This is a genomic window from Pseudomonas sp. ATCC 43928 (genome assembly GCF_005938665.2).
GTDB lineage: Bacteria > Pseudomonadota > Gammaproteobacteria > Pseudomonadales > Pseudomonadaceae > Aquipseudomonas.
The window spans coordinates 6010001-6027323 of record NZ_CP041753.1; the positions used below are offsets into that span (position 1 = coordinate 6010001).

Annotated in this window: 19 protein-coding genes (1 of these 19 only partly in view); 9 read left to right on the forward strand and 10 right to left on the reverse strand. The window is 58.6% G+C overall.

What is annotated here, in order from left to right; all coding sequences use genetic code 11:
- A protein-coding gene (tyrS, locus tag FFH90_RS27765; RefSeq protein ID WP_064620726.1) for a tyrosine--tRNA ligase crosses the window boundary here: on the reverse strand, window positions 1-592 show its start. 608 nt of this gene lie to the left of the window's left edge; 592 of the gene's 1200 nt are visible here — the first part of the coding sequence; the start codon lies at window positions 590-592; its stop codon lies beyond the left edge, outside the window.
- A gap of 210 nt (window positions 593-802) precedes the next feature.
- Between tyrS and FFH90_RS27770 the strand changes: the two genes are divergently transcribed.
- Together FFH90_RS27770 and FFH90_RS27775 are read left to right on the forward strand one after the other, a co-directional pair.
- Window positions 803-2221, forward strand: a complete 1419-nt coding sequence (locus tag FFH90_RS27770; RefSeq protein ID WP_138866387.1) for a peptidoglycan DD-metalloendopeptidase family protein — start codon at window positions 803-805, stop codon at window positions 2219-2221.
- Window positions 2222-2224: 3 nt separating this feature from the next.
- Entirely contained in the window at window positions 2225-3316 is a 1092-nt protein-coding gene (locus FFH90_RS27775; RefSeq protein WP_138866388.1) for an anhydro-N-acetylmuramic acid kinase, read from the forward strand.
- A 73-nt stretch (window positions 3317-3389) separates the two neighbouring features.
- On the opposite strand, the gene erpA is transcribed toward FFH90_RS27775, so the two are convergent.
- Together erpA and argC are read right to left on the reverse strand one after the other, a co-directional pair.
- Window positions 3390-3740, reverse strand: coding sequence for an iron-sulfur cluster insertion protein ErpA (gene erpA / locus FFH90_RS27780; RefSeq protein WP_007906865.1), 351 nt, complete (start codon window positions 3738-3740; stop codon window positions 3390-3392).
- Window positions 3741-3907: 167 nt separating this feature from the next.
- Window positions 3908-4942 carry an N-acetyl-gamma-glutamyl-phosphate reductase gene (gene argC / locus FFH90_RS27785; RefSeq protein ID WP_138866389.1) on the reverse strand — a complete coding sequence of 345 codons (1035 nt, stop codon included), beginning with the start codon at window positions 4940-4942 and terminating at the stop codon, window positions 3908-3910.
- 135 nt (window positions 4943-5077) lie between these two features.
- Between argC and hemJ the strand changes: the two genes are divergently transcribed.
- The 6 genes from hemJ (at window position 5078) to coq7 (ending at window position 9601) form a co-directional block, all read left to right on the forward strand.
- Window positions 5078-5509, forward strand: coding sequence for a protoporphyrinogen oxidase HemJ (hemJ, locus tag FFH90_RS27790; RefSeq protein WP_018928879.1), 432 nt, complete (start codon window positions 5078-5080; stop codon window positions 5507-5509).
- 33 nt (window positions 5510-5542) lie between these two features.
- Window positions 5543-6511: a nitronate monooxygenase family protein gene (locus tag FFH90_RS27795; RefSeq protein WP_019650353.1), complete on the forward strand. Its 969-nt coding sequence runs from the start codon at window positions 5543-5545 to the stop codon at window positions 6509-6511.
- A 91-nt stretch (window positions 6512-6602) separates the two neighbouring features.
- Window positions 6603-7562: a DUF805 domain-containing protein gene (locus tag FFH90_RS27800; RefSeq protein ID WP_064620732.1), complete on the forward strand. Its 960-nt coding sequence runs from the start codon at window positions 6603-6605 to the stop codon at window positions 7560-7562.
- A 62-nt stretch (window positions 7563-7624) separates the two neighbouring features.
- Window positions 7625-8413, forward strand: coding sequence for an SDR family oxidoreductase (locus FFH90_RS27805; protein WP_018928876.1), 789 nt, complete (start codon window positions 7625-7627; stop codon window positions 8411-8413).
- An 80-nt stretch (window positions 8414-8493) separates the two neighbouring features.
- Window positions 8494-8832, forward strand: a complete 339-nt coding sequence (locus tag FFH90_RS27810; RefSeq protein ID WP_007906873.1) for a histidine triad nucleotide-binding protein — start codon at window positions 8494-8496, stop codon at window positions 8830-8832.
- Between the two features lie 121 nt (window positions 8833-8953).
- Window positions 8954-9601, forward strand: coding sequence for a 2-polyprenyl-3-methyl-6-methoxy-1,4-benzoquinone monooxygenase (gene coq7 / locus FFH90_RS27815; protein WP_018928875.1), 648 nt, complete (start codon window positions 8954-8956; stop codon window positions 9599-9601).
- A gap of 93 nt (window positions 9602-9694) precedes the next feature.
- On the opposite strand, the gene speD is transcribed toward coq7, so the two are convergent.
- Complete coding sequence (speD, locus tag FFH90_RS27820; protein ID WP_018928874.1) at window positions 9695-10489, reverse strand: adenosylmethionine decarboxylase; 795 nt, start codon at window positions 10487-10489, stop codon at window positions 9695-9697.
- A 238-nt stretch (window positions 10490-10727) separates the two neighbouring features.
- A complete protein-coding gene (locus FFH90_RS27825) occupies window positions 10728-11150 on the reverse strand; it encodes an OsmC family protein (protein ID WP_007941657.1) in 423 nt (140 codons plus the stop codon).
- Window positions 11151-11396: 246 nt separating this feature from the next.
- Between FFH90_RS27825 and crp the strand changes: the two genes are divergently transcribed.
- Window positions 11397-12041, forward strand: coding sequence for a cAMP-activated global transcriptional regulator CRP (gene crp / locus FFH90_RS27830; protein ID WP_018928873.1), 645 nt, complete (start codon window positions 11397-11399; stop codon window positions 12039-12041).
- Window positions 12042-12067: 26 nt separating this feature from the next.
- Here the strand turns inward: crp and FFH90_RS27835 are convergent, their stop codons facing one another.
- From FFH90_RS27835 to trpE, 5 genes are all read right to left on the reverse strand, one after another.
- Window positions 12068-12769, reverse strand: coding sequence for a lipoate--protein ligase family protein (locus FFH90_RS27835; RefSeq protein WP_138866390.1), 702 nt, complete (start codon window positions 12767-12769; stop codon window positions 12068-12070).
- 98 nt (window positions 12770-12867) lie between these two features.
- Entirely contained in the window at window positions 12868-13704 is an 837-nt protein-coding gene (trpC, locus tag FFH90_RS27840; protein ID WP_111452908.1) for an indole-3-glycerol phosphate synthase TrpC, read from the reverse strand.
- Entirely contained in the window at window positions 13701-14750 is a 1050-nt protein-coding gene (gene trpD, locus FFH90_RS27845) for an anthranilate phosphoribosyltransferase (protein WP_111452909.1), read from the reverse strand. The genes trpC and trpD overlap by 4 nt, the downstream gene beginning before the upstream one ends.
- A 9-nt stretch (window positions 14751-14759) precedes the next feature.
- Window positions 14760-15353, reverse strand: coding sequence for an aminodeoxychorismate/anthranilate synthase component II (locus FFH90_RS27850; RefSeq protein ID WP_018928869.1), 594 nt, complete (start codon window positions 15351-15353; stop codon window positions 14760-14762).
- 467 nt (window positions 15354-15820) lie between these two features.
- A complete protein-coding gene (trpE, locus tag FFH90_RS27855) occupies window positions 15821-17302 on the reverse strand; it encodes an anthranilate synthase component I (protein ID WP_111452910.1) in 1482 nt (493 codons plus the stop codon).
- Window positions 17303-17323: the final 21 nt, after the last annotated feature.

Sequence of the window (17323 nt, forward strand, 5' to 3'; positions counted from 1 at the left end):
CCATCAGCAGGTTGAACTTCTGATCCGTACCGCCCAGCTCGACATCCGCGCGCAAAGCGACCGAGTCGTAACCCTGAACCAGCGGATAGAGGAACTCGTGAATGGCGATTGGCTGATTGGTCGTGTAGCGCTTGTCGAAGTCATCGCGCTCGAGCATGCGCGCCACGGTGTATTGCGAAGTCAGACGTATGAAGTCAGCCGGCCCCATCTGATCCATCCAGGTGGAGTTGAACGCCACTTCGGTTTTGGCCGGATCAAGAATCTTGAAGACCTGAGTCTTGTAGGTCTCGGCATTCTCGAGAACCTGCTCACGAGTGAGCGGTGGACGTGTCGCGCTCTTGCCACTCGGATCACCGATCATCCCGGTGAAGTCACCGATAAGGAAGATCACCTGATGGCCCAGATCCTGGAACTGGCGCAGCTTATTAATAAGCACGGTGTGACCCAGGTGCAAATCCGGCGCGGTCGGATCGAAGCCTGCCTTAATACGTAGCGGCTGGCCACGCTTGAGCTTTTCGATCAGCTCGGACTCGACCAACAGTTCTTCTGCACCACGTTTGATCAGCGCTAGCTGCTCTTCAACCGACTTCATAACAGACCTGCAAGACTCGAATTCAAAGGGGACCAACCATACAAGATCGGGCGTCAAATACAAGTTTTGCCCGGCGCACGGACGCCAATCCACGGACAGAGCGTCCGCAGGCTTGCTTCAGAGATGATTTGGTTATATTTTATACAGTTATTTCGTCTTCATCATGTCATTCATCTTTTCCAATTCATTTTTTCAAAGTCAAAATTACTTATGACCAAAGAATCGTCTAAAGCGCCACCGCTTTACCCGAAGACCCACCTGCTCGCAGCAAGCGGTATCGCCGCCCTTCTGAGCCTGGCGCTTCTGGTATTTCCTTCCAGTGATGTTGAAGCCAAAAAGACGACCCTGAGTCTTGAACTGGAAAGCCCTGTAGAACAACTGACACAAGATCAAGACGCCGCCGACGTCGTCCAAGCCACAAATGAGCCGGCAGCCTCCCCTTTCGCGCAGATCGAAAACAGCACCGAAAACACTCAGGAAGCCGCCCAGGCCGCCCCCGCGCCAGTCGTCGAAGAAAAGAAGGCGCCAGGCCACAGGGAAGTGATCGTTGCCAAAGGCGACACTCTCTCGACCTTGTTTGAGAAAGTCGGCCTTCCGGCCACTTCGGTGCATGAAGTGCTGGCCAGCGACAAGCAGGCCAAGCAGTTCAGCCAGCTCAAACATGGCCAGAAGCTCGAGTTCGAACTCGGCCCGAACGGCCAACTGACCAATTTGCACAGCAAAGTCAGCGACACGGAAAGCATCAGCCTGACCAAGAACGGCAAGGGTTATACATTCAACCGCATTACCGCCAAGCCCACTGTTCGCACCGCCTACGTACATGGCGTGATCAACAGTTCGCTGTCGCAATCCGCAGCCCGTGCCGGTTTGTCCCATAGCCTGACCATGGATATGGCCAGCGTGTTTGGCTATGACGTCGACTTCGCCCAGGATATTCGCCAGGGTGACGAGTTCGATGTGATCTATGAACAGAAAGTCGTCAACGGTAAAGCCGTCGGTAACGGTCCCATTCTTTCCGCGCGCTTCACCAACCGTGGCAAGACTTACACCGCTGTGCGCTACACCAACAAACAAGGCAACAGCAGCTACTACACGGCTGACGGCAACAGCATGCGCAAGGCGTTCATCCGTACTCCGGTAGACTTCGCCCGCATCAGCTCGAAATTCTCCATGGGCCGCAAGCACCCGATCCTGAACAAGATCCGCGCCCACAAGGGTGTCGATTACGCAGCACCGCGCGGCACACCGATCAAGGCTGCCGGCGACGGCCAGGTATTGTTGGCCGGTCGCCGGGGCGGTTACGGCAATACCGTGATTATCCAGCACGGCAGTACTTACCGTACGCTGTACGGCCACATGCAGGGCTTCGCCAAAGGCATCAAGACTGGCGGTAGCGTCAAGCAAGGTCAGGTGATCGGCTACATCGGCACCACCGGCCTCTCCACCGGCCCGCACCTGCACTACGAGTTCCAGGTCAATGGCGTGCACGTCGATCCACTGGGTCAGAAGGTAGCGATGGCCGATCCGATCTCCAAAGCTGAACGCGCACGCTTCCTTGCGCAAAGCCAACCGCTGATGGCGCGTATGGACCAAGAGAAAGCCACCCTGTTGGCTTCGAGCAAACGCTAAGCCATGGCGCTCTATATAGGTGTGATGTCCGGGACCAGCCTTGATGGCCTGGACATTGCGCTGATCGAGCAAGCCCCGGCGATCAAGCTGATCGCCACGCATTACATCCCCATGCCCGAATCCCTGCGCGCCGAGCTGCTTGGCTTGTGCGCCAGCGGTCCGGACGAGATTGCCCGCTCCGCCATTGCCCAGCAAAACTGGGTGAAGCTGGCCGCACAGGGCATTCACACCATCCTCGACCAACAAAACCTCAAGCCCGACGACATTCGCGCGATTGGCAGCCACGGCCAGACCATTCGCCACGAACCGGCACGCGGGTTCACGGTGCAGATCGGCAACCCTGCGCTGCTCACCGAGCTGACCGGCATCACCGTGGTCAGCGATTTCCGCAGCCGCGACGTAGCCGCTGGCGGACAAGGCGCCCCATTGGTTCCGGCCTTTCACGAAGCCTTGTTTGAACAGCAGCCCGGTAACCGCGCGGTGCTGAACGTCGGCGGGTTCAGTAACCTCAGCCTGATCGAACCCGGCAAGCCTGTCGCGGGTTTTGACTGCGGCCCGGGGAATGTCCTGCTGGATGCCTGGATTCACCGGCAACGCGGCGACAACTTCGATCGCGATGGCCAATGGGCCGCCAGCGGCAAGGTTGAACCGGCTCTGTTGAATGAGCTGCTCAGTGATCCGTTCTTTGTAACTCAAGGCCCGAAGAGCACTGGCCGCGAAGTGTTCAATCTGCCATGGCTGATGCAGCATCTGTCACAACTGCCAACCTTCGCAGCCGAAAACGTACAGGCCACACTGCTTGAGCTGACCGCCCTGACCATCGTCGAGTCATTGCAAAGCGCTCAATCGGATACCCGGGAGCTGCTGGTCTGCGGCGGTGGCGCACACAACGCCACGTTGATGAAACGGTTGGCCAGCCTGTTGCCGAACGCGAAAGTCAGCAGCACTGCCGCTTATGGTGTAGACCCGGACTGGGTTGAAGCCATGGCCTTTGCCTGGCTGGCTCATTGCTGCCTGGAAGGTATCGCGACCAACCGCCCAAGCGTCACCGGCGCCCGTGGCCTGCGCATTCTCGGCGCCATCTACCCCGCCTGAACCTTAACTCCAGACAGCAAAACGCCGCAGAATCCTGAGACCCTGCGGCGCTTGTTGATGCGGAGAGTTGCGATCAGATCGAGAACGAAGAGCCGCAGCCACACGTGGTGGTGGCGTTCGGGTTCTTGATCACGAAACGCGAACCTTCCAGACCTTCCTGATAATCCACCTCGGCACCTGCCAGGTACTGGAAGCTCATCGGATCGACCACCAGGCTGACGCCTTCGCGCTCGACAATGGTGTCGTCATCGGCCACTTCTTCATCGAAGGTGAAGCCGTACTGAAACCCTGAACAACCGCCGCCCGTAACGAATACGCGCAGCTTCAAGCGATCATTCCCCTCTTCATCGACCAGGCTCTTCACCTTGTGCGCAGCACCGTGGGTGAATTGCAAAGCCGTGGGGGTGAAGGATTCGACGCTCATGCTGACTATCTCCCGGCGTTACGCCGCCATAATGCGTGATGACGCGCATTATCCGCTTCTCCCAGAAAATCGGTCAACTATTGTTACGGTATATCAATCAATCCAATTGTCAGACCAGAATGCAAAAAGGCCCGTTCAACGGGCCTTTTTGCATTGCGGGATAAAGCTTACGGCAGCATGCCCGCATGGGAAAGACCCAGGCGCTCATCCAGACCGAAGAGGATATTCAGGTTCTGCACAGCCTGACCCGACGCGCCTTTGACCAGATTGTCGATGACCGACAACACCACCACCAGATCACCATCCTGCGGACGATGCACGGCGATACGGCAAACGTTGGCACCACGCACGCTGCGGGTTTCCGGATGGCTGCCGGCTGGCATTACGTCGACGAACGGTTCGTTGGCATAACGCTTTTCGAACAGAGCCTGCAGATCCACCGAGCGGTCCACGACGGTCGCGTAGAGCGTCGAGTGAATGCCGCGAATCATTGGCGTCAGGTGCGGAACGAACGTCAGGCCAACGTCCTTGCCCGCGGCACGACGCAGCCCCTGACGGATTTCCGGTAAGTGACGGTGACCTTTTACGGCGTAGGCCTTCATGCTTTCCGACGTCTCGGAGTACAGCGAACCTACGGAAGCGCCACGACCGGCACCACTGACACCGGATTTGCAGTCCGCAATCAAGCGTGTGGTATCGGCCAGACCGGCTTCGAGCAATGGCAGGAAACCCAATTGCGTCGCGGTCGGGTAGCAACCCGGTACAGCAATCAGGCGTGCCTGCTTGATCTGCTCGCGATTGACTTCCGGCAAGCCGTAGACCGCCTCATCCAGCAGTTTCGGCGCACCGTGCGGCTGGCCGTACCACTTGGCCCATTCATCGGCGTCTTGCAAACGGAAGTCTGCCGACAGGTCGATAACCTTGGTGCCGGCAGCCAGCAATTCACCCGCCAGGGCATGGGCGACACCGTGCGGCGTGGCGAAGAACACGACATCGCAAGCCCCGAGGGTCTTGATGTCCGGAACGCTGAACGCCAGGCCGTCGTAATGGCCTCGCAGGTTCGGGTACATGTCGGCCACGGCCAGGCCGGCCTCGGATCGGGAAGTGATCACCACCACTTCTGCCTGCGGATGCTGTGCCAACAGACGCAGCAGTTCGACACCGGTGTAACCCGTGCCGCCGACGATACCGACCTTGACCATAAACCTGCCCTCAACGAACCCACTGGAAAGCCGTCGATAATAGGGGCCGCGCGGCCCTGCGACAACCGTCAAGGTGACGTGCGGGCGCTCTACCCCCTACTATCTTCACTACCGTGAACCTGGGAATAACCAAAAATGCTTTATCTGTGGCTCAAAGCGCTTCACATCATCAGCATGGTCTGCTGGTTTGCCGGCCTGTTTTACCTGCCGCGCCTGTTCGTCTATCACGCGCAAAGCGAAGACACCGTCAGCAAGGAACGCTTCAGCATCATGGAGCGCAAGCTGTACCGAGGCATCATGGGGCCAGCGATGATCGCCACCCTGGTGTTCGGCATTTGGCTGATCAGCCTCAACCCGAGCGCCTATTTCGGCCAGGGCGCGTGGATGCACGCCAAGCTGACCCTGGTGGTGATCCTGATCGGCTACCACCACATGTGCGGCGCACAGGTAAAACGTTTTGCCCGTGGCGAAAACACCCGCAGCCATGTCTTTTATCGCTGGTTCAATGAAGTGCCGGTTCTGATATTGCTGGCTATCGTAATTCTGGTCGTCGTCCGGCCGTTTTAAATCCAACAGACACGCTCACCCGGGGTACTTCCAATGTCGCTGCCCGCTCTGCTCGAACAACGCTTGCGACTGCCGGTGGTGGCGGCACCGATGTTCCTGATCTCCAACCCTGAGCTGGTGCTCGCCTGCTGCCGTAATGGCGTGGTGGGCAGTTTCCCTGCGCTGAACCAGCGTGAGAGCAGTGGGTTCAAGGCCTGGCTGGAAGAAATCGAAGCAGGGTTGGCGACACTGGAAAACCCCGCGCCTTACGCGGTGAACCTGATCGTCCACCACAGCAATCCGCGATTGCAGGCGGATCTGGCGATCTGCATCGAACACAAAGTACCGATCGTGATCACCAGCCTCGGCGCCGTGAAGGAAGTGGTCGATGCCGTGCACAGCTACGGTGGCCTGGTGTTTCACGACGTGACGACCCGTCGCCACGCAGAAAAAGCCGCCGAAGCCGGTGTCGACGGTTTGATTGCCGTTGCCGCGGGGGCCGGTGGTCACGCCGGGACCTGGAGCCCGTTTTCGCTGATCGCCGAGATTCGCCAGTTTTTCGACAAGACCCTGCTGCTGGCTGGCTGCCTGAACCATGGCCACGAGATTCTTGCCGCGCAATTGCTCGGTGCGGATCTGGCCTACTTCGGTACGCGATTTATCGGCACCACCGAAAGTCATGCGCCTGACGCCTACAAGGAGATGCTCCTGACTGCCAGAGCCGCGGACATCGTCCATACTCCAGCGGTGTCTGGGGTTCCGGCAAGCTTCATGCGTCAGAGCCTGGAGGCCGCCGGTTTCGACATGGCGGCGCTGCAAAGCAAGGGCGAGGTGGACTTCGGCTCCAAGCTCAAGCCGTTGAACGATGAAGCCAAAGCCTGGAAAACCGTGTGGTCTGCGGGCCAGGGTGTCGGGGAGATCGAGGATCTGCCGAGTGTCGATCAACTGGTCGAACGTCTCGGCACCGAATACCGCAAGGCGCTGGAACTGGCGGCAGCACTGCCCAAGCGCTGGCCGCGCTGACAGGAAAGTTTGGCCAGCCCAACCCGGCCGGCCTTAAACTCCCTCTTGTTACACTTTCCATTACAACTCTCGCGACAAGGATGCCTCGGCCATGAGCGAAAACCGTTTCAAGATCGTCTTCGATGGTGCTTTGCTGCCCGGTGTTGATGCCACCACCGCCAAGCTCAATCTCGCCGAGCTGTTCAAAAGCGATGTCGCAGCCATCGAACGCCTGTTCAGTGGCCGGACGGTTGCGCTCAAACGCGACCTGTCACACGCCGACGCGCAAACTTATCTTCAGGCGCTGACGAAAACCGGCATCGATGCCCGAATCGAAGCCGAACCCTCGATCGAGCTAAACCTGTCCGACGTTCACGTCAGCCCACCGCCATCGGCAGAGCCCGATTCCCCCTACGCTCCGCCACGCGCCACGGTCGGCGAAGCGCTGCCGGAGTTCGCCACACTCAAGGCATTCAGTTTCAGTGGCCGCATCGGCCGACTGCGCTTTCTGGCCTGGACAATGGCTCTGACGCTGGTGACGTTGGGCATTGGCTCGGTGCTGGCCATTTTCGGCTTCGGCCTCATCAGCACCAACTCGACTGCCGGCCTGATTGTCGCGGGTCTGCTGGCCGTTATTCTGATCGTGATACTCGCGTTCATCAGCATTCAGTTCAGTGTGCAGCGCCTGCACGATATCGGCTGGTCTGGATGGCTCTGGCTGTTGAACCTTGTGCCGTTCGTGGGGGGCGCTTTCCCGTTCGTGATAATGATCGTGCCGGGTAACAACACTGCCAATCGATATGGCGCACCGCCGCCGCCCAACAGCAATGCAGTCAGGGTACTGGCTTCATTGTGGCTGGTGTTTATTGCGATCATGTTCGTTGGCGGGCTGACCGGAGGTCTCACGGCAATTCAGGATGAGTACGAAAGCGCCACTGATAGCGCCTATCAAAGCAGCTCCGTGACCACCGATGAAGTCGAAGCTGCGCCCGTCGAAGTCGACTCGGCAGCAGATTCAACCGACGATGCAGCCGAAGCGGCCCAGCCCCCTGTAGACTCTGCAAAAGAATGAACAGCGCTCCCCGCCCGTGACACCTGCGTCGCTGGCGCGGAGCTGTTGCGATGGAGAACTGCATGACCCGTTACGCTCTGATCACTGGCGCTTCCAGCGGCATCGGCCTGGCAATGGCCGAAGCGCTGGCCCGGCGCGGCCGCAGCCTGCTATTGGTGGCCCGACAGCGTGATCAGCTGGAAAGTATTGCGATTGAACTGACTCAACGTTTTGGCGTGGAAGTTTTGTTTCGTGCCTGTGACCTGGGTGAACCGTTGCGCCTGTCCGGATTTCTACTGGAGCTGGAGGAAGGTGAGCGGCAAATCGATCTGCTGGTCAACTGCGCCGGCATCGGTACCTGTGGCCCATTCCTGGCCCAGGACTGGATGACCGAGCAGGACCTGATCGAAGTGAACATCCTGGCCCTCACTCGCTTGTGTCATGCCATTGGTAACAGCATGGCCTTGCAGGGCGGCGGGCAGATTCTGAACGTCGCCTCGGTTGCGGCGTTCCATCCCGGCCCCTGGATGAGCACTTATTACGCCAGCAAGGCTTATGTGCTGAATTTTTCCGAAGGCTTGCGCGTCGAACTGAAAAAATGCGCGGTCAAGGTGTCGGTGCTCTGCCCCGGCCCGACCCGCACGGCGTTTTTTCGCACCGCGCAACTGAACACCGACAAGCTGGGCGAGAGCAAATTGCTGATGAGCCCAGAGGAAGTCGCGCTCTACACCGTGCGCGCCCTGGAGAAAAATCGCGCCATTATCATCCCCGGTCGCCTGAATCGCTGGTTCGCCTTCTTGCCACGGCTCGGCTCGCGCTGGCTGACCCGGACAATCGCGGGCATGGTCAATAAGGCGTACTGCCCGCGCTGACCAGCCTTCAAGGTAAAAAACTGGGCTCAGGCAGGGCCCATGCGTACACTCAAGCCAGCCAAACAACGGAGAAAACAGCTGTGGATACTCTGTTCACCAAGATCATCAACCGGGAAATCCCGGCGAAGATCATTTACGAGGACGACCAGGTACTGGCCTTCCACGACATCGCCCCACAGGCCCCCGTGCATTTCCTGGTGGTCCCGAAGAAACCGGTGCGCACCCTTAACGATCTCACCGAGGACGATAAGGCTCTGGCCGGGCATATTCTGTTCACCGCGCAGCGTCTGGCTCTGGAACTGGGCTGTGAAGAAGGTTTCCGGGTGGTCATGAACTGCAATGAATTGGGCGGGCAGACCGTTTATCACATTCATATGCACGTGCTGGGTCAGCGCCAGATGCACTGGCCTCCGGGCTGATTGCAAGCAGTACCGGTTTATGTGGCGAGGGCGCTTGCTCCCTCGCCACAGATGACCCAGCGCAAACCCTCCCCGGCCGATTGGGTTAAACTGGCCGCCGAGATTCTTCCCGGAGGTCAGCATGACTACCCAACGTCACTACTCGCCAATTGACCGTCTTCTGCTGCAAGCCGATGCCGCGATGCGTACTTTGCTGCCCTTCAGCGGTCAGCCCTACCGTCCGTCGCCTGCCATCGTGCAGCCGGATGCGCAAATGAACGACGAGGACACCCGGCACGTCGCCGGTTTGATGCGCATCAACCATACCGGCGAAGTCTGTGCCCAGGCGCTGTATCAAGGTCAAGCCCTGACCGCCAAGTTGCCGCAAGTGCGCGCTGCCATGGAACATGCCGCCGAAGAAGAAATCGATCATCTGGTCTGGTGCGAACAGCGCATCCACCAGTTGGGCAGCCACACCAGCATTCTCAATCCGCTGTTCTACGGAATGTCGTTCGGGATTGGCGCGGTGGCCGGGTTGATCAGCGACAAAGTCAGCCTGGGTTTCGTTGCCGCCACCGAGCATCAGGTTTGCAAACACCTGAACGAACACCTTGAACAACTGCCCGCCGAGGACGAAAAATCCCGGGCGATCCTTGAGCAGATGCGCATTGATGAAGAACATCACGCCGAAAGTGCGCTGGATGCTGGAGGGTTCCGTTTTCCTGCGCCGGTGAAGTTCGGAATGAGTCTGCTGGCCAAGGTGATGACCAAGAGCACTTATCGGATCTGACGGTTGCGTTGTTTGATCGGGACTCTTCGCGGACAACAGCAATGAAAAAGGCGACTACCTTGCGGTAGTCGCCTTTTTTTGTACTCGGAACTCTCAGCTCGGCATGTTGCGCGCGTAGAAGATTTCAAGCATTTCGTGTTTTACACGCTCAGTCACCTGGGCACGCTGCTCAGAGGACAGGTTGCTGGTGGCGTCGCCGAACAGGTAGTTATCCAGTTCGAAGTTCTTCAACAGCATTTTGGTGTGGAACAGGTTTTCCTGATACACGTTCACGTCGGTCATCTGGTACGCGTCGCGGGTGTCTTCGGAGAGGTAGTTCTGGATCGAGTTGATCTCGTGGTCGATGAAGTGTTTCTTGCCTTCAACGTCACGGGTGAAGCCGCGCACGCGGTAATCCACAGTCACGATATCCGAATCGAACTGGTGAATCAGAAAATTGAGCGCCTTGAGCGGTGAAATGACGCCACAGGTCGACACGTCGATGTCCACACGGAACGTCGCGATACCGTCCACCGGATGGATTTCCGGGTAGGTGTGCACCGTGATGTGGCTCTTGTCGAGGTGGGCCAGGATGATTTCGGGCAACGGGCCCGGAGACTCTTCAATCTGACTGTCGGTGGGGGTTACCGGCTCTTCAGAGATCAGAATCGTGACGCTGGCGCCCTGGGGTTCATAGTCCTGACTGGCGATGTTCAGGATATTGGCACCAATGATATCGACAACTTCTGTGAGGATCTGCGTCAGGCGCTTGGCGTTGTACTCTTTATTGATGTACTCGACGTAAGCCTGCTGGTCTTGCGGGGTTTCCGCGTAGCAGATGTCATAGATGTTGAAGCTCAAGGTCTTTGTCAGGTTATTGAACCCGTGGAGCTTGAGTTTGCTTTTCACCGTTAAAAACTCTCTATGTATTGCGGGCTGGCCGCGTGATCAAGCATGCCCGTCAGATGCGAACGACGCACCTGCGTAGGACGGTTAACACCTCTTCGCGATGGCGATTTTGGTTGTCTGTTCAGGCAAGCGACCTGTCGGGTGACCGATCACTGCCCTGAAAAAAGTGGCGCATTATGCAGACGTCAGCTATGGATCACCAGAGTCTGCACCGCTTTTATGATAGTTGAATGTCGATTCAACCGAGCTCGATAATCTCGTAGTCGTGGGTAATCGCCACGCCAGCCGCGCCGAGCATGATCGAGGCCGAGCAGTACTTCTCGGCCGACAGCTCGATGGCGCGCTTGACCTGGGCTTCTTTCAGCCCGCGTCCCTTGACCACGAAGTGCATGTGGATCTTGGTGAACACCTTCGGATCTTCGGTCGCACGCTCGGCTTCGAGGAAGGCTTCGCAGCTTTCGACGGCCTGACGCGACTTCTTGAGGATGCTGACCACATCGAAATTGCTGCAACCGCCAACACCCAGCAGGAGCATTTCCATCGGGCGGACACCCAGGTTGCGACCGCCGGCATCGGGCGGACCGTCCATGACCACGACATGACCGCTGCCGGATTCACCGAGGAACATGGCTTCGCCTGCCCATTGGATGCGTGCCTTCATCGCCAAGACTCCACTGTATAAAAAAGGGTCGCCAGCTTAGCACAGGGCCCTTGATTGGCAGCGCTTCGCCTTCCTAGGACATAACCGTATGGGTCGTAGGTAAATTCTCGAATCTTGAAGGAATGTGTCTGTTAAGCTGACGCCAATTCAATGGCGCTTAGCCAGCTTTGTAGCGAACAAAAAACCAGGCTTCACCAGCCCCCTACAAAAAACAAACATACCGTGCAGTCTTTTCGGGATACAACCATGGTTGCTATTACCCCCATATCCAAAATCAAGAACCTCGACAAACTGTTGATGCACTGCCAGCGCCGTCGCTATGCCGCCAAGAGCAACATCATTTGTGCCGGCGACCGCTCGGACACGTTGTTCTTCATCATCAAGGGTTCGGTGACCATCCTGATCGAGGATGACGACGGCCGTGAAATGATCATTGCCTACCTCAACTCCGGCGACTTCTTCGGTGAACTGGGTCTGTTCGAGCAAGCCGGGCTGGAACAGGAGCGCAGCGCCTGGGTTCGCGCCAAAGTCGAATGCGAAGTCGCGGAAATCAGCTACGCGAAATTCCGCGAGTTGTCTCAACAGGATCCAGACATTCTTTACGTGCTCAGCGGACAAATCGCACAACGCCTGCGCAATACCACGCGCAAGGTCGGCGACCTGGCGTTCTTCGACGTGACCGGCCGCGTGGCGCGCTGCCTGCTGGAGCTGTGCAAGCAGCCAGACGCCATGACCCACCCGGATGGCATGCAGATCAAGGTGACCCGCCAGGAGATCGGCCGGATTGTCGGTTGTTCCCGTGAGATGGTCGGCCGCGTGCTCAAGGATCTGGAAGAACGCAACCTGGTCGACGTCAAAGGCAAGACCATGGTGGTCTTCGGTACGCGCTAGGCTCTGAAAACCGAAGCCTGGAACACTTAAGCCCCGAGCACTTCTGCCAGCATTTTGCGATACAACGCATCGAGCCGTTCCAGTGCATCGGGAGCGGCAAATTTTTCATGCAGGGCAATGTGGCTTTCTGCGCGAACCCGCTGTTCCAGACCGCAGGCTTCGTTGAAACGATTGACCGCCGCGACCATTGACTCTCGCTCGTTATCGATCAGCATCGCCCCGTGCACCAGCCCGACCGGACGCTGACCGCCCTTGCTCTGCCGCCAGCGCTGAGCGGTACCGACCATCTTGCGACCATCGAGGTTGACGTTGAAACGGCCATCGCAGAACGCGCCTTCAATTTCGCCCAGGGACGACACACCGCCCAACTCGTCAAGCAGCTGGCAAATCGGGTCACAGAGTCGGCGATAGGCGGTTTCGATCCGGTTCTGGTCGCCCTCGCTACGCGGTGGCGCGTAGACCAGCGCGATGTTGAGGGTCGATGCCGATTGCGGCACCGGCTCGCCGCCGGTTTCGCGCAGCAGTACCGGCCAACCGGCAGCGGCTGATATCTCGCACGCTGCCTCGAAACCCGGCAAGCGATTCAAGCGGCGCGGCATGACCAATGCCTGGTCTGTGGGTTGCCAGAACAGCAAGCCGAACTCCGAATCACCGGTGCACACATGGGCCAACAGGTCCTGTTCGGCGAGCAGGCCGGCTTCGATGGTCAGAGAGGTTGGCTGGGACATGGACGACTCCGTAAGACATGAAGTCTTTGGGGGGCTTGATGACCTACTCGCGGGCAAACCCGCTCCCACAGGGGATCGGGTTGCCTGCGAAAATGTGTTCAGTCGAGCGTAGAGCCGCTCACTGGAACACCGCGCTCAGGAAAGAACAGGCGCTGCAGTTCAGTACCCGGGCTTTCGGCGCGCATGAACGCTTCGCCGACCAGGAACGCATACACGTCGCTGATTTCCATCAGCTCGACATCGGCGCGGTTAAGAATGCCACTCTCGGTGACCACCAGACGATTACGCGGAATACGCGGCAACAAGTCGAGGGTGGTTTCCAGGCTGACCTCGAAGGTGTGCAGGTTGCGGTTGTTCACGCCCACCAGCGGCGTGTCGAGGGTTTTCAAGGCCCGCTCCAGCTCGTCGCCATCGTGGACTTCCACCAGCACATCGAGGCCGACACTTTTGGCCACGGCCGCCAGCTCGGCCATTTTCACGTCATCCAGTGCGGAGACGATCAACAGCACGCAATCAGCGCCCAGGGCGCGGGACTCGATGATCTGGTACGGATCGATCATGAAGTCTTTGCGGATCACCGGCAGCTTGCACGCCTCCCGGGCTTGTTGCAGATACACATCCGCACCCTGGAAGTAGTCGATGTCGGTGAGCACCGACAGGCAAGTAGCCCCGCCCTTCTCGTAACTCCTGGCAATGTCCGCAGGCACGAAGTTCTCGCGAATCACGCCCTTGCTTGGCGAAGCTTTCTTGATTTCAGCAATCACCGCCGGCTGTTTCTTCTTGGCCTGATCGATCAATGCCTTGGCGAAACCACGGGGTGCATCGGCCGCCTTGGCCAGGTTTTCCAGCTCTGCCAGGCTCACACGAGCGCTACGCTCGGCGATTTCCTGGACTTTGCGGGCCAGAATTTTTTCCAGAACCGTCGGTACACTCATCCCTCATTCTCCACTTTGAATACCGCGGTAAATGCACCCAACTCCTCAAGTTTTTCCCGAGCGAGGCCTGTGTGCAGCGCATCGTGCGCCAGGGCAACGCCTTCTTTCAAACTGCTGGCATGGTCGGCGGCGTACAGCGCGGCGCCGGCATTGAGCACGATCATCTCGGCGGCTTTCTGACCATTCTCGGTCTTGCGCTTGCCCAAGGCATCGCGAATCAGTTCCAGGGAAGCCGCCGGGCTTTCCACCGACAGACCGTGCAGGCTCTGGCTCTTCATGCCGAGGTCTTCGGGCTCGACCCAATACTCGGTGATCAGGTCATTCTTCAACTCCGCGACAAAGGTCGGGGCCGCCAGGCTGAATTCGTCCAGACCATCCTTGGAGTGCACCACCAGCACGTGTTTGCTGCCCAGGCGCTGCAAGACTTCGGCCAATGGCCGGCACAACGCCTGACTGAACACACCCACCACCTGGTGTTTCACACCGGCCGGATTCGTAAGCGGGCCGAGCATGTTGAACAAGGTGCGCAAGCCCAGCTCGCGGCGCGGACCGGCGGCGTGCTTCATGGCGCTGTGATGAGTCTGGGCAAACATGAAACCGATACCGACGTTGTCGATGCAGCGTGCAACCTGAACCGGGGTCAGGTTCAGGTAGATACCGGCTGCTTCCAGCAAATCGGCGCTGCCGCTTTTGCCCGACACTGCACGGTTACCGTGCTTGGCCACGGTGCAACCAGCCGCTGCGACCACGAATGAGGAAGCAGTCGAGACGTTGAAGATATTGGCCCCGTCGCCGCCGGTGCCGACCACATCGACCACGCCGTCGAGGGTGTTGAGTTCGACCTTGTCCGCCAACTCGCGCATCGCCGTCACGGCGCCGACGATCTCGTCGATGCTTTCGCTCTTCATGCGCATAGCCATCATGAACGCGCCGATCTGCGCATCCGTGCATTGCCCAGTCATGATTTCGCGCATGACATCACGCATTTCATCGGTACTGAGATCGAGGTGGCCGACGATACGGCTCAGGGCTGTCTTGATATCCATGGAAAGTCCTTAGCGCGTGCCGCCAGTTTGTTTGAGGAAGTTGGCGAACAGCTCGTGCCCCTGTTCGGTGAGGATAGACTCGGGGTGGAATTGCACACCCTCGATGTTCAGCGTCTTGTGACGCAGGCCCATGATCTCATCCACCGAGCCGTCTTCGAGCTGGGTCCAGGCAGTCAGCTCCAGGCAATCGGGCAGGGTTTCGCGCTTGACGATCAGCGAATGGTAGCGGGTGACCGTCAACGGGCGATTCAGACCTTCGAATACGCCCTTGTCCTCGTGAAATACCGGGCTGGTCTTTCCGTGCATGACCTGACGGGCACGGACCACATCGCCGCCAAACGCCTGGCCGATGGATTGGTGACCCAGGCAAACGCCGAGAATCGGCAGCTTGCCGGCGAAGTATTTGATCGCTTCAATGGAAATACCGGCTTCGGTCGGGGTGCAAGGACCGGGAGACACGACGATGCGCTCAGGCTTGAGGGCTTCGATTTCGGCAATGGTGAGTTCATCGTTGCGCACGACTTTGACCTCGGAGCCTAGCTCGCCGAGGTATTGCACAACGTTGTAAGTAAAAGAGTCGTAGTTATCGATCATCAGCAACATGGCGTTAAGAACCTCTTGAATTCACTGACTTTTAATACGGCCTTCGAATGATTTACCCGCAGTGCGCTGCGCTTTGACGGGTGCTGGAGTGGCGCCAGCAAAGCGGCATTTCGTACAGGTAAAGAAGGCAAAGCGGTACAGGTCCGGCCAGGCCGGCAGAAAAGATTCAGGCGCGCCAACGCCAACGGGCGTGTGCCTTGATGACTTGATCCAGGAGTTTGCTGACGATCAACACGGGAAAGGTCTCATTCATACGTCTGGGCACAGTAACGTAGCTGGGCAGAGCGTGCAATATGGCCGGAGCGACAGCTCGCGAAACAATCGAAGGGTTAGCGACAGATGGCAAAAAGCTGGAAGTTTTTTGGCGGTGTCGAGAGCGGCCGAAGCACAAGATCAAAAGATTAAAAGGGGAATGACAGGCATAAAAAAACGCGGCGCCCTCGCAGGCACCGCGTTTTCTATGTGGATCAGTTTTCCGGGGCTTGTTCGGCCAGGGCCACGGCGCGGAACATCGCGCGACGCTTGTTCAGGGTTTCTTCCCATTCCAGCGCCGGTACCGAGTCGGCGACGATGCCGCCACCGGCCTGCACATGCAGTTCACCGTTCTTGATCACGGCGGTGCGAATCGCAATCGCGGTGTCCATGTTGCCGTTCCAGGCGAAGTAACCGACCGCGCCGCCATAGACGCCCCGCTTGACCGGTTCCAGCTCGTCGATGATTTCCATCGCGCGAATCTTCGGTGCGCCGGACAAGGTGCCGGCCGGCAGGATCGCCCGCAGTGCGTCCATCGCTGTCAGCCCGGCCTTCAATTGGCCGGTGACGTTAGACACTATGTGCATCACGTTGGAATAACGCTCGATGACCATCTTCTCGGTGAGCTTCACCGAACCGATTTCCGAGACGCGCCCAGTATCGTTGCGGCCCAGATCGATCAGCATCAAGTGTTCGGCGATTTCCTTGTCGTCCGACAGCAGGTCTTTTTCCAGCGCCAGGTCCGCCTCTTCGTTGGCCCCGCGTGGGCGAGTGCCAGCAATCGGGCGCACGGTGATCAGGTTGTCTTCGACCCGCACCAGCACTTCCGGCGAACTGCCGACGACGTGGAAGTCGCCGAAGTTGAAGAAGTACATATACGGCGTCGGGTTGAAGCAACGCAGCGCCCGGTAAAGATCGATAGGCGCAGCCTTGAAGTCGATCGACATGCGCTGGGACGGCACGACCTGCATGCAGTCACCGGCCAGGATGTATTCCTTGATGGTGTCGACGGCTTTCTCGTAATCGTCCTGGGTGAAACTCGAACGGAACACCGGATCGGCCGATTGCTGCTTGCTGAAGTCCAGGCCACGGCGCGGAGTGATTGGCTGACGGAGTTGTTCCAGCAGCGCTTGCAGACGCGCCTGACCTTGTTCGAAGGCATCTTCCTGCGACGGATCGGCCAGGACAATCGCGTGCATCTTGCCGGCGAGGTTGTCGAACACCACCACCGCATCGGACACCATCAGCAGAATGTCCGGCACGCCCAGCGGATCCGGGTTCGGGCATTTGCCCAGACGCTTCTCCACATAACGCACGCAGTCGTAACCGAAGTAACCGACCAGACCGCCGTTGAAGCGCGGCAGACCGGCAATGGTCGGCACGTTATAGCGCGCCTTGAAGGCTTCGACGAAGGCCAGTGGGTCTTCAACGTCGTGGCTTTCGATCTCGACGCCGTCGTGGGTCACGCTGACGTGGTGATCGTGAACCCGCAATACGGTGCGGCACGGCAGGCCGATGATCGAGTAGCGGCCCCACTTCTCGCCGCCCTGCACCGACTCCAGCAGATAGGAGTTCGGCTCGTCGGCCAGTTTCAGGTAGATCGACAGCGGCGTGTCGAAGTCGGCCAGGGTTTCGCAGGCAAGCGGGATGCGGTTGTAGCCGGCAGCGGCCAAACGCAGGAATTCTTCGCGGATCATGAGGTGCCTCGTGGCTTGAGG

Excerpts from the sequence above, each read along its gene's own strand:
- FFH90_RS27775 (WP_138866388.1), top strand. The coding sequence starts at position 2,225 with ATGGCGCTCTATATAGGTGTGATGTCCGGGACCAGCCTTGATGGCCTG.
- erpA (WP_007906865.1), bottom strand. The coding sequence starts at position 3,740 with ATGAGCGTCGAATCCTTCACCCCCACGGCTTTGCAATTCACCCACGGT.
- coq7 (WP_018928875.1), top strand. The coding sequence starts at position 8,954 with ATGACTACCCAACGTCACTACTCGCCAATTGACCGTCTTCTGCTGCAA.
- hemJ (WP_018928879.1), top strand. The coding sequence starts at position 5,078 with ATGCTTTATCTGTGGCTCAAAGCGCTTCACATCATCAGCATGGTCTGC.
- FFH90_RS27835 (WP_138866390.1), bottom strand. The coding sequence starts at position 12,769 with ATGTCCCAGCCAACCTCTCTGACCATCGAAGCCGGCCTGCTCGCCGAA.
- FFH90_RS27825 (WP_007941657.1), bottom strand. The coding sequence starts at position 11,150 with ATGAAGGCACGCATCCAATGGGCAGGCGAAGCCATGTTCCTCGGTGAA.
- trpD (WP_111452909.1), bottom strand. The coding sequence starts at position 14,750 with ATGGATATCAAGACAGCCCTGAGCCGTATCGTCGGCCACCTCGATCTC.
- crp (WP_018928873.1), top strand. The coding sequence starts at position 11,397 with ATGGTTGCTATTACCCCCATATCCAAAATCAAGAACCTCGACAAACTG.
- trpC (WP_111452908.1), bottom strand. The coding sequence starts at position 13,704 with ATGAGTGTACCGACGGTTCTGGAAAAAATTCTGGCCCGCAAAGTCCAG.
- FFH90_RS27795 (WP_019650353.1), top strand. The coding sequence starts at position 5,543 with ATGTCGCTGCCCGCTCTGCTCGAACAACGCTTGCGACTGCCGGTGGTG.
- FFH90_RS27850 (WP_018928869.1), bottom strand. The coding sequence starts at position 15,353 with ATGTTGCTGATGATCGATAACTACGACTCTTTTACTTACAACGTTGTG.
- FFH90_RS27800 (WP_064620732.1), top strand. The coding sequence starts at position 6,603 with ATGAGCGAAAACCGTTTCAAGATCGTCTTCGATGGTGCTTTGCTGCCC.
- FFH90_RS27805 (WP_018928876.1), top strand. The coding sequence starts at position 7,625 with ATGACCCGTTACGCTCTGATCACTGGCGCTTCCAGCGGCATCGGCCTG.
- argC (WP_138866389.1), bottom strand. The coding sequence starts at position 4,942 with ATGGTCAAGGTCGGTATCGTCGGCGGCACGGGTTACACCGGTGTCGAA.
- trpE (WP_111452910.1), bottom strand. The coding sequence starts at position 17,302 with ATGATCCGCGAAGAATTCCTGCGTTTGGCCGCTGCCGGCTACAACCGC.
- FFH90_RS27770 (WP_138866387.1), top strand. The coding sequence starts at position 803 with ATGACCAAAGAATCGTCTAAAGCGCCACCGCTTTACCCGAAGACCCAC.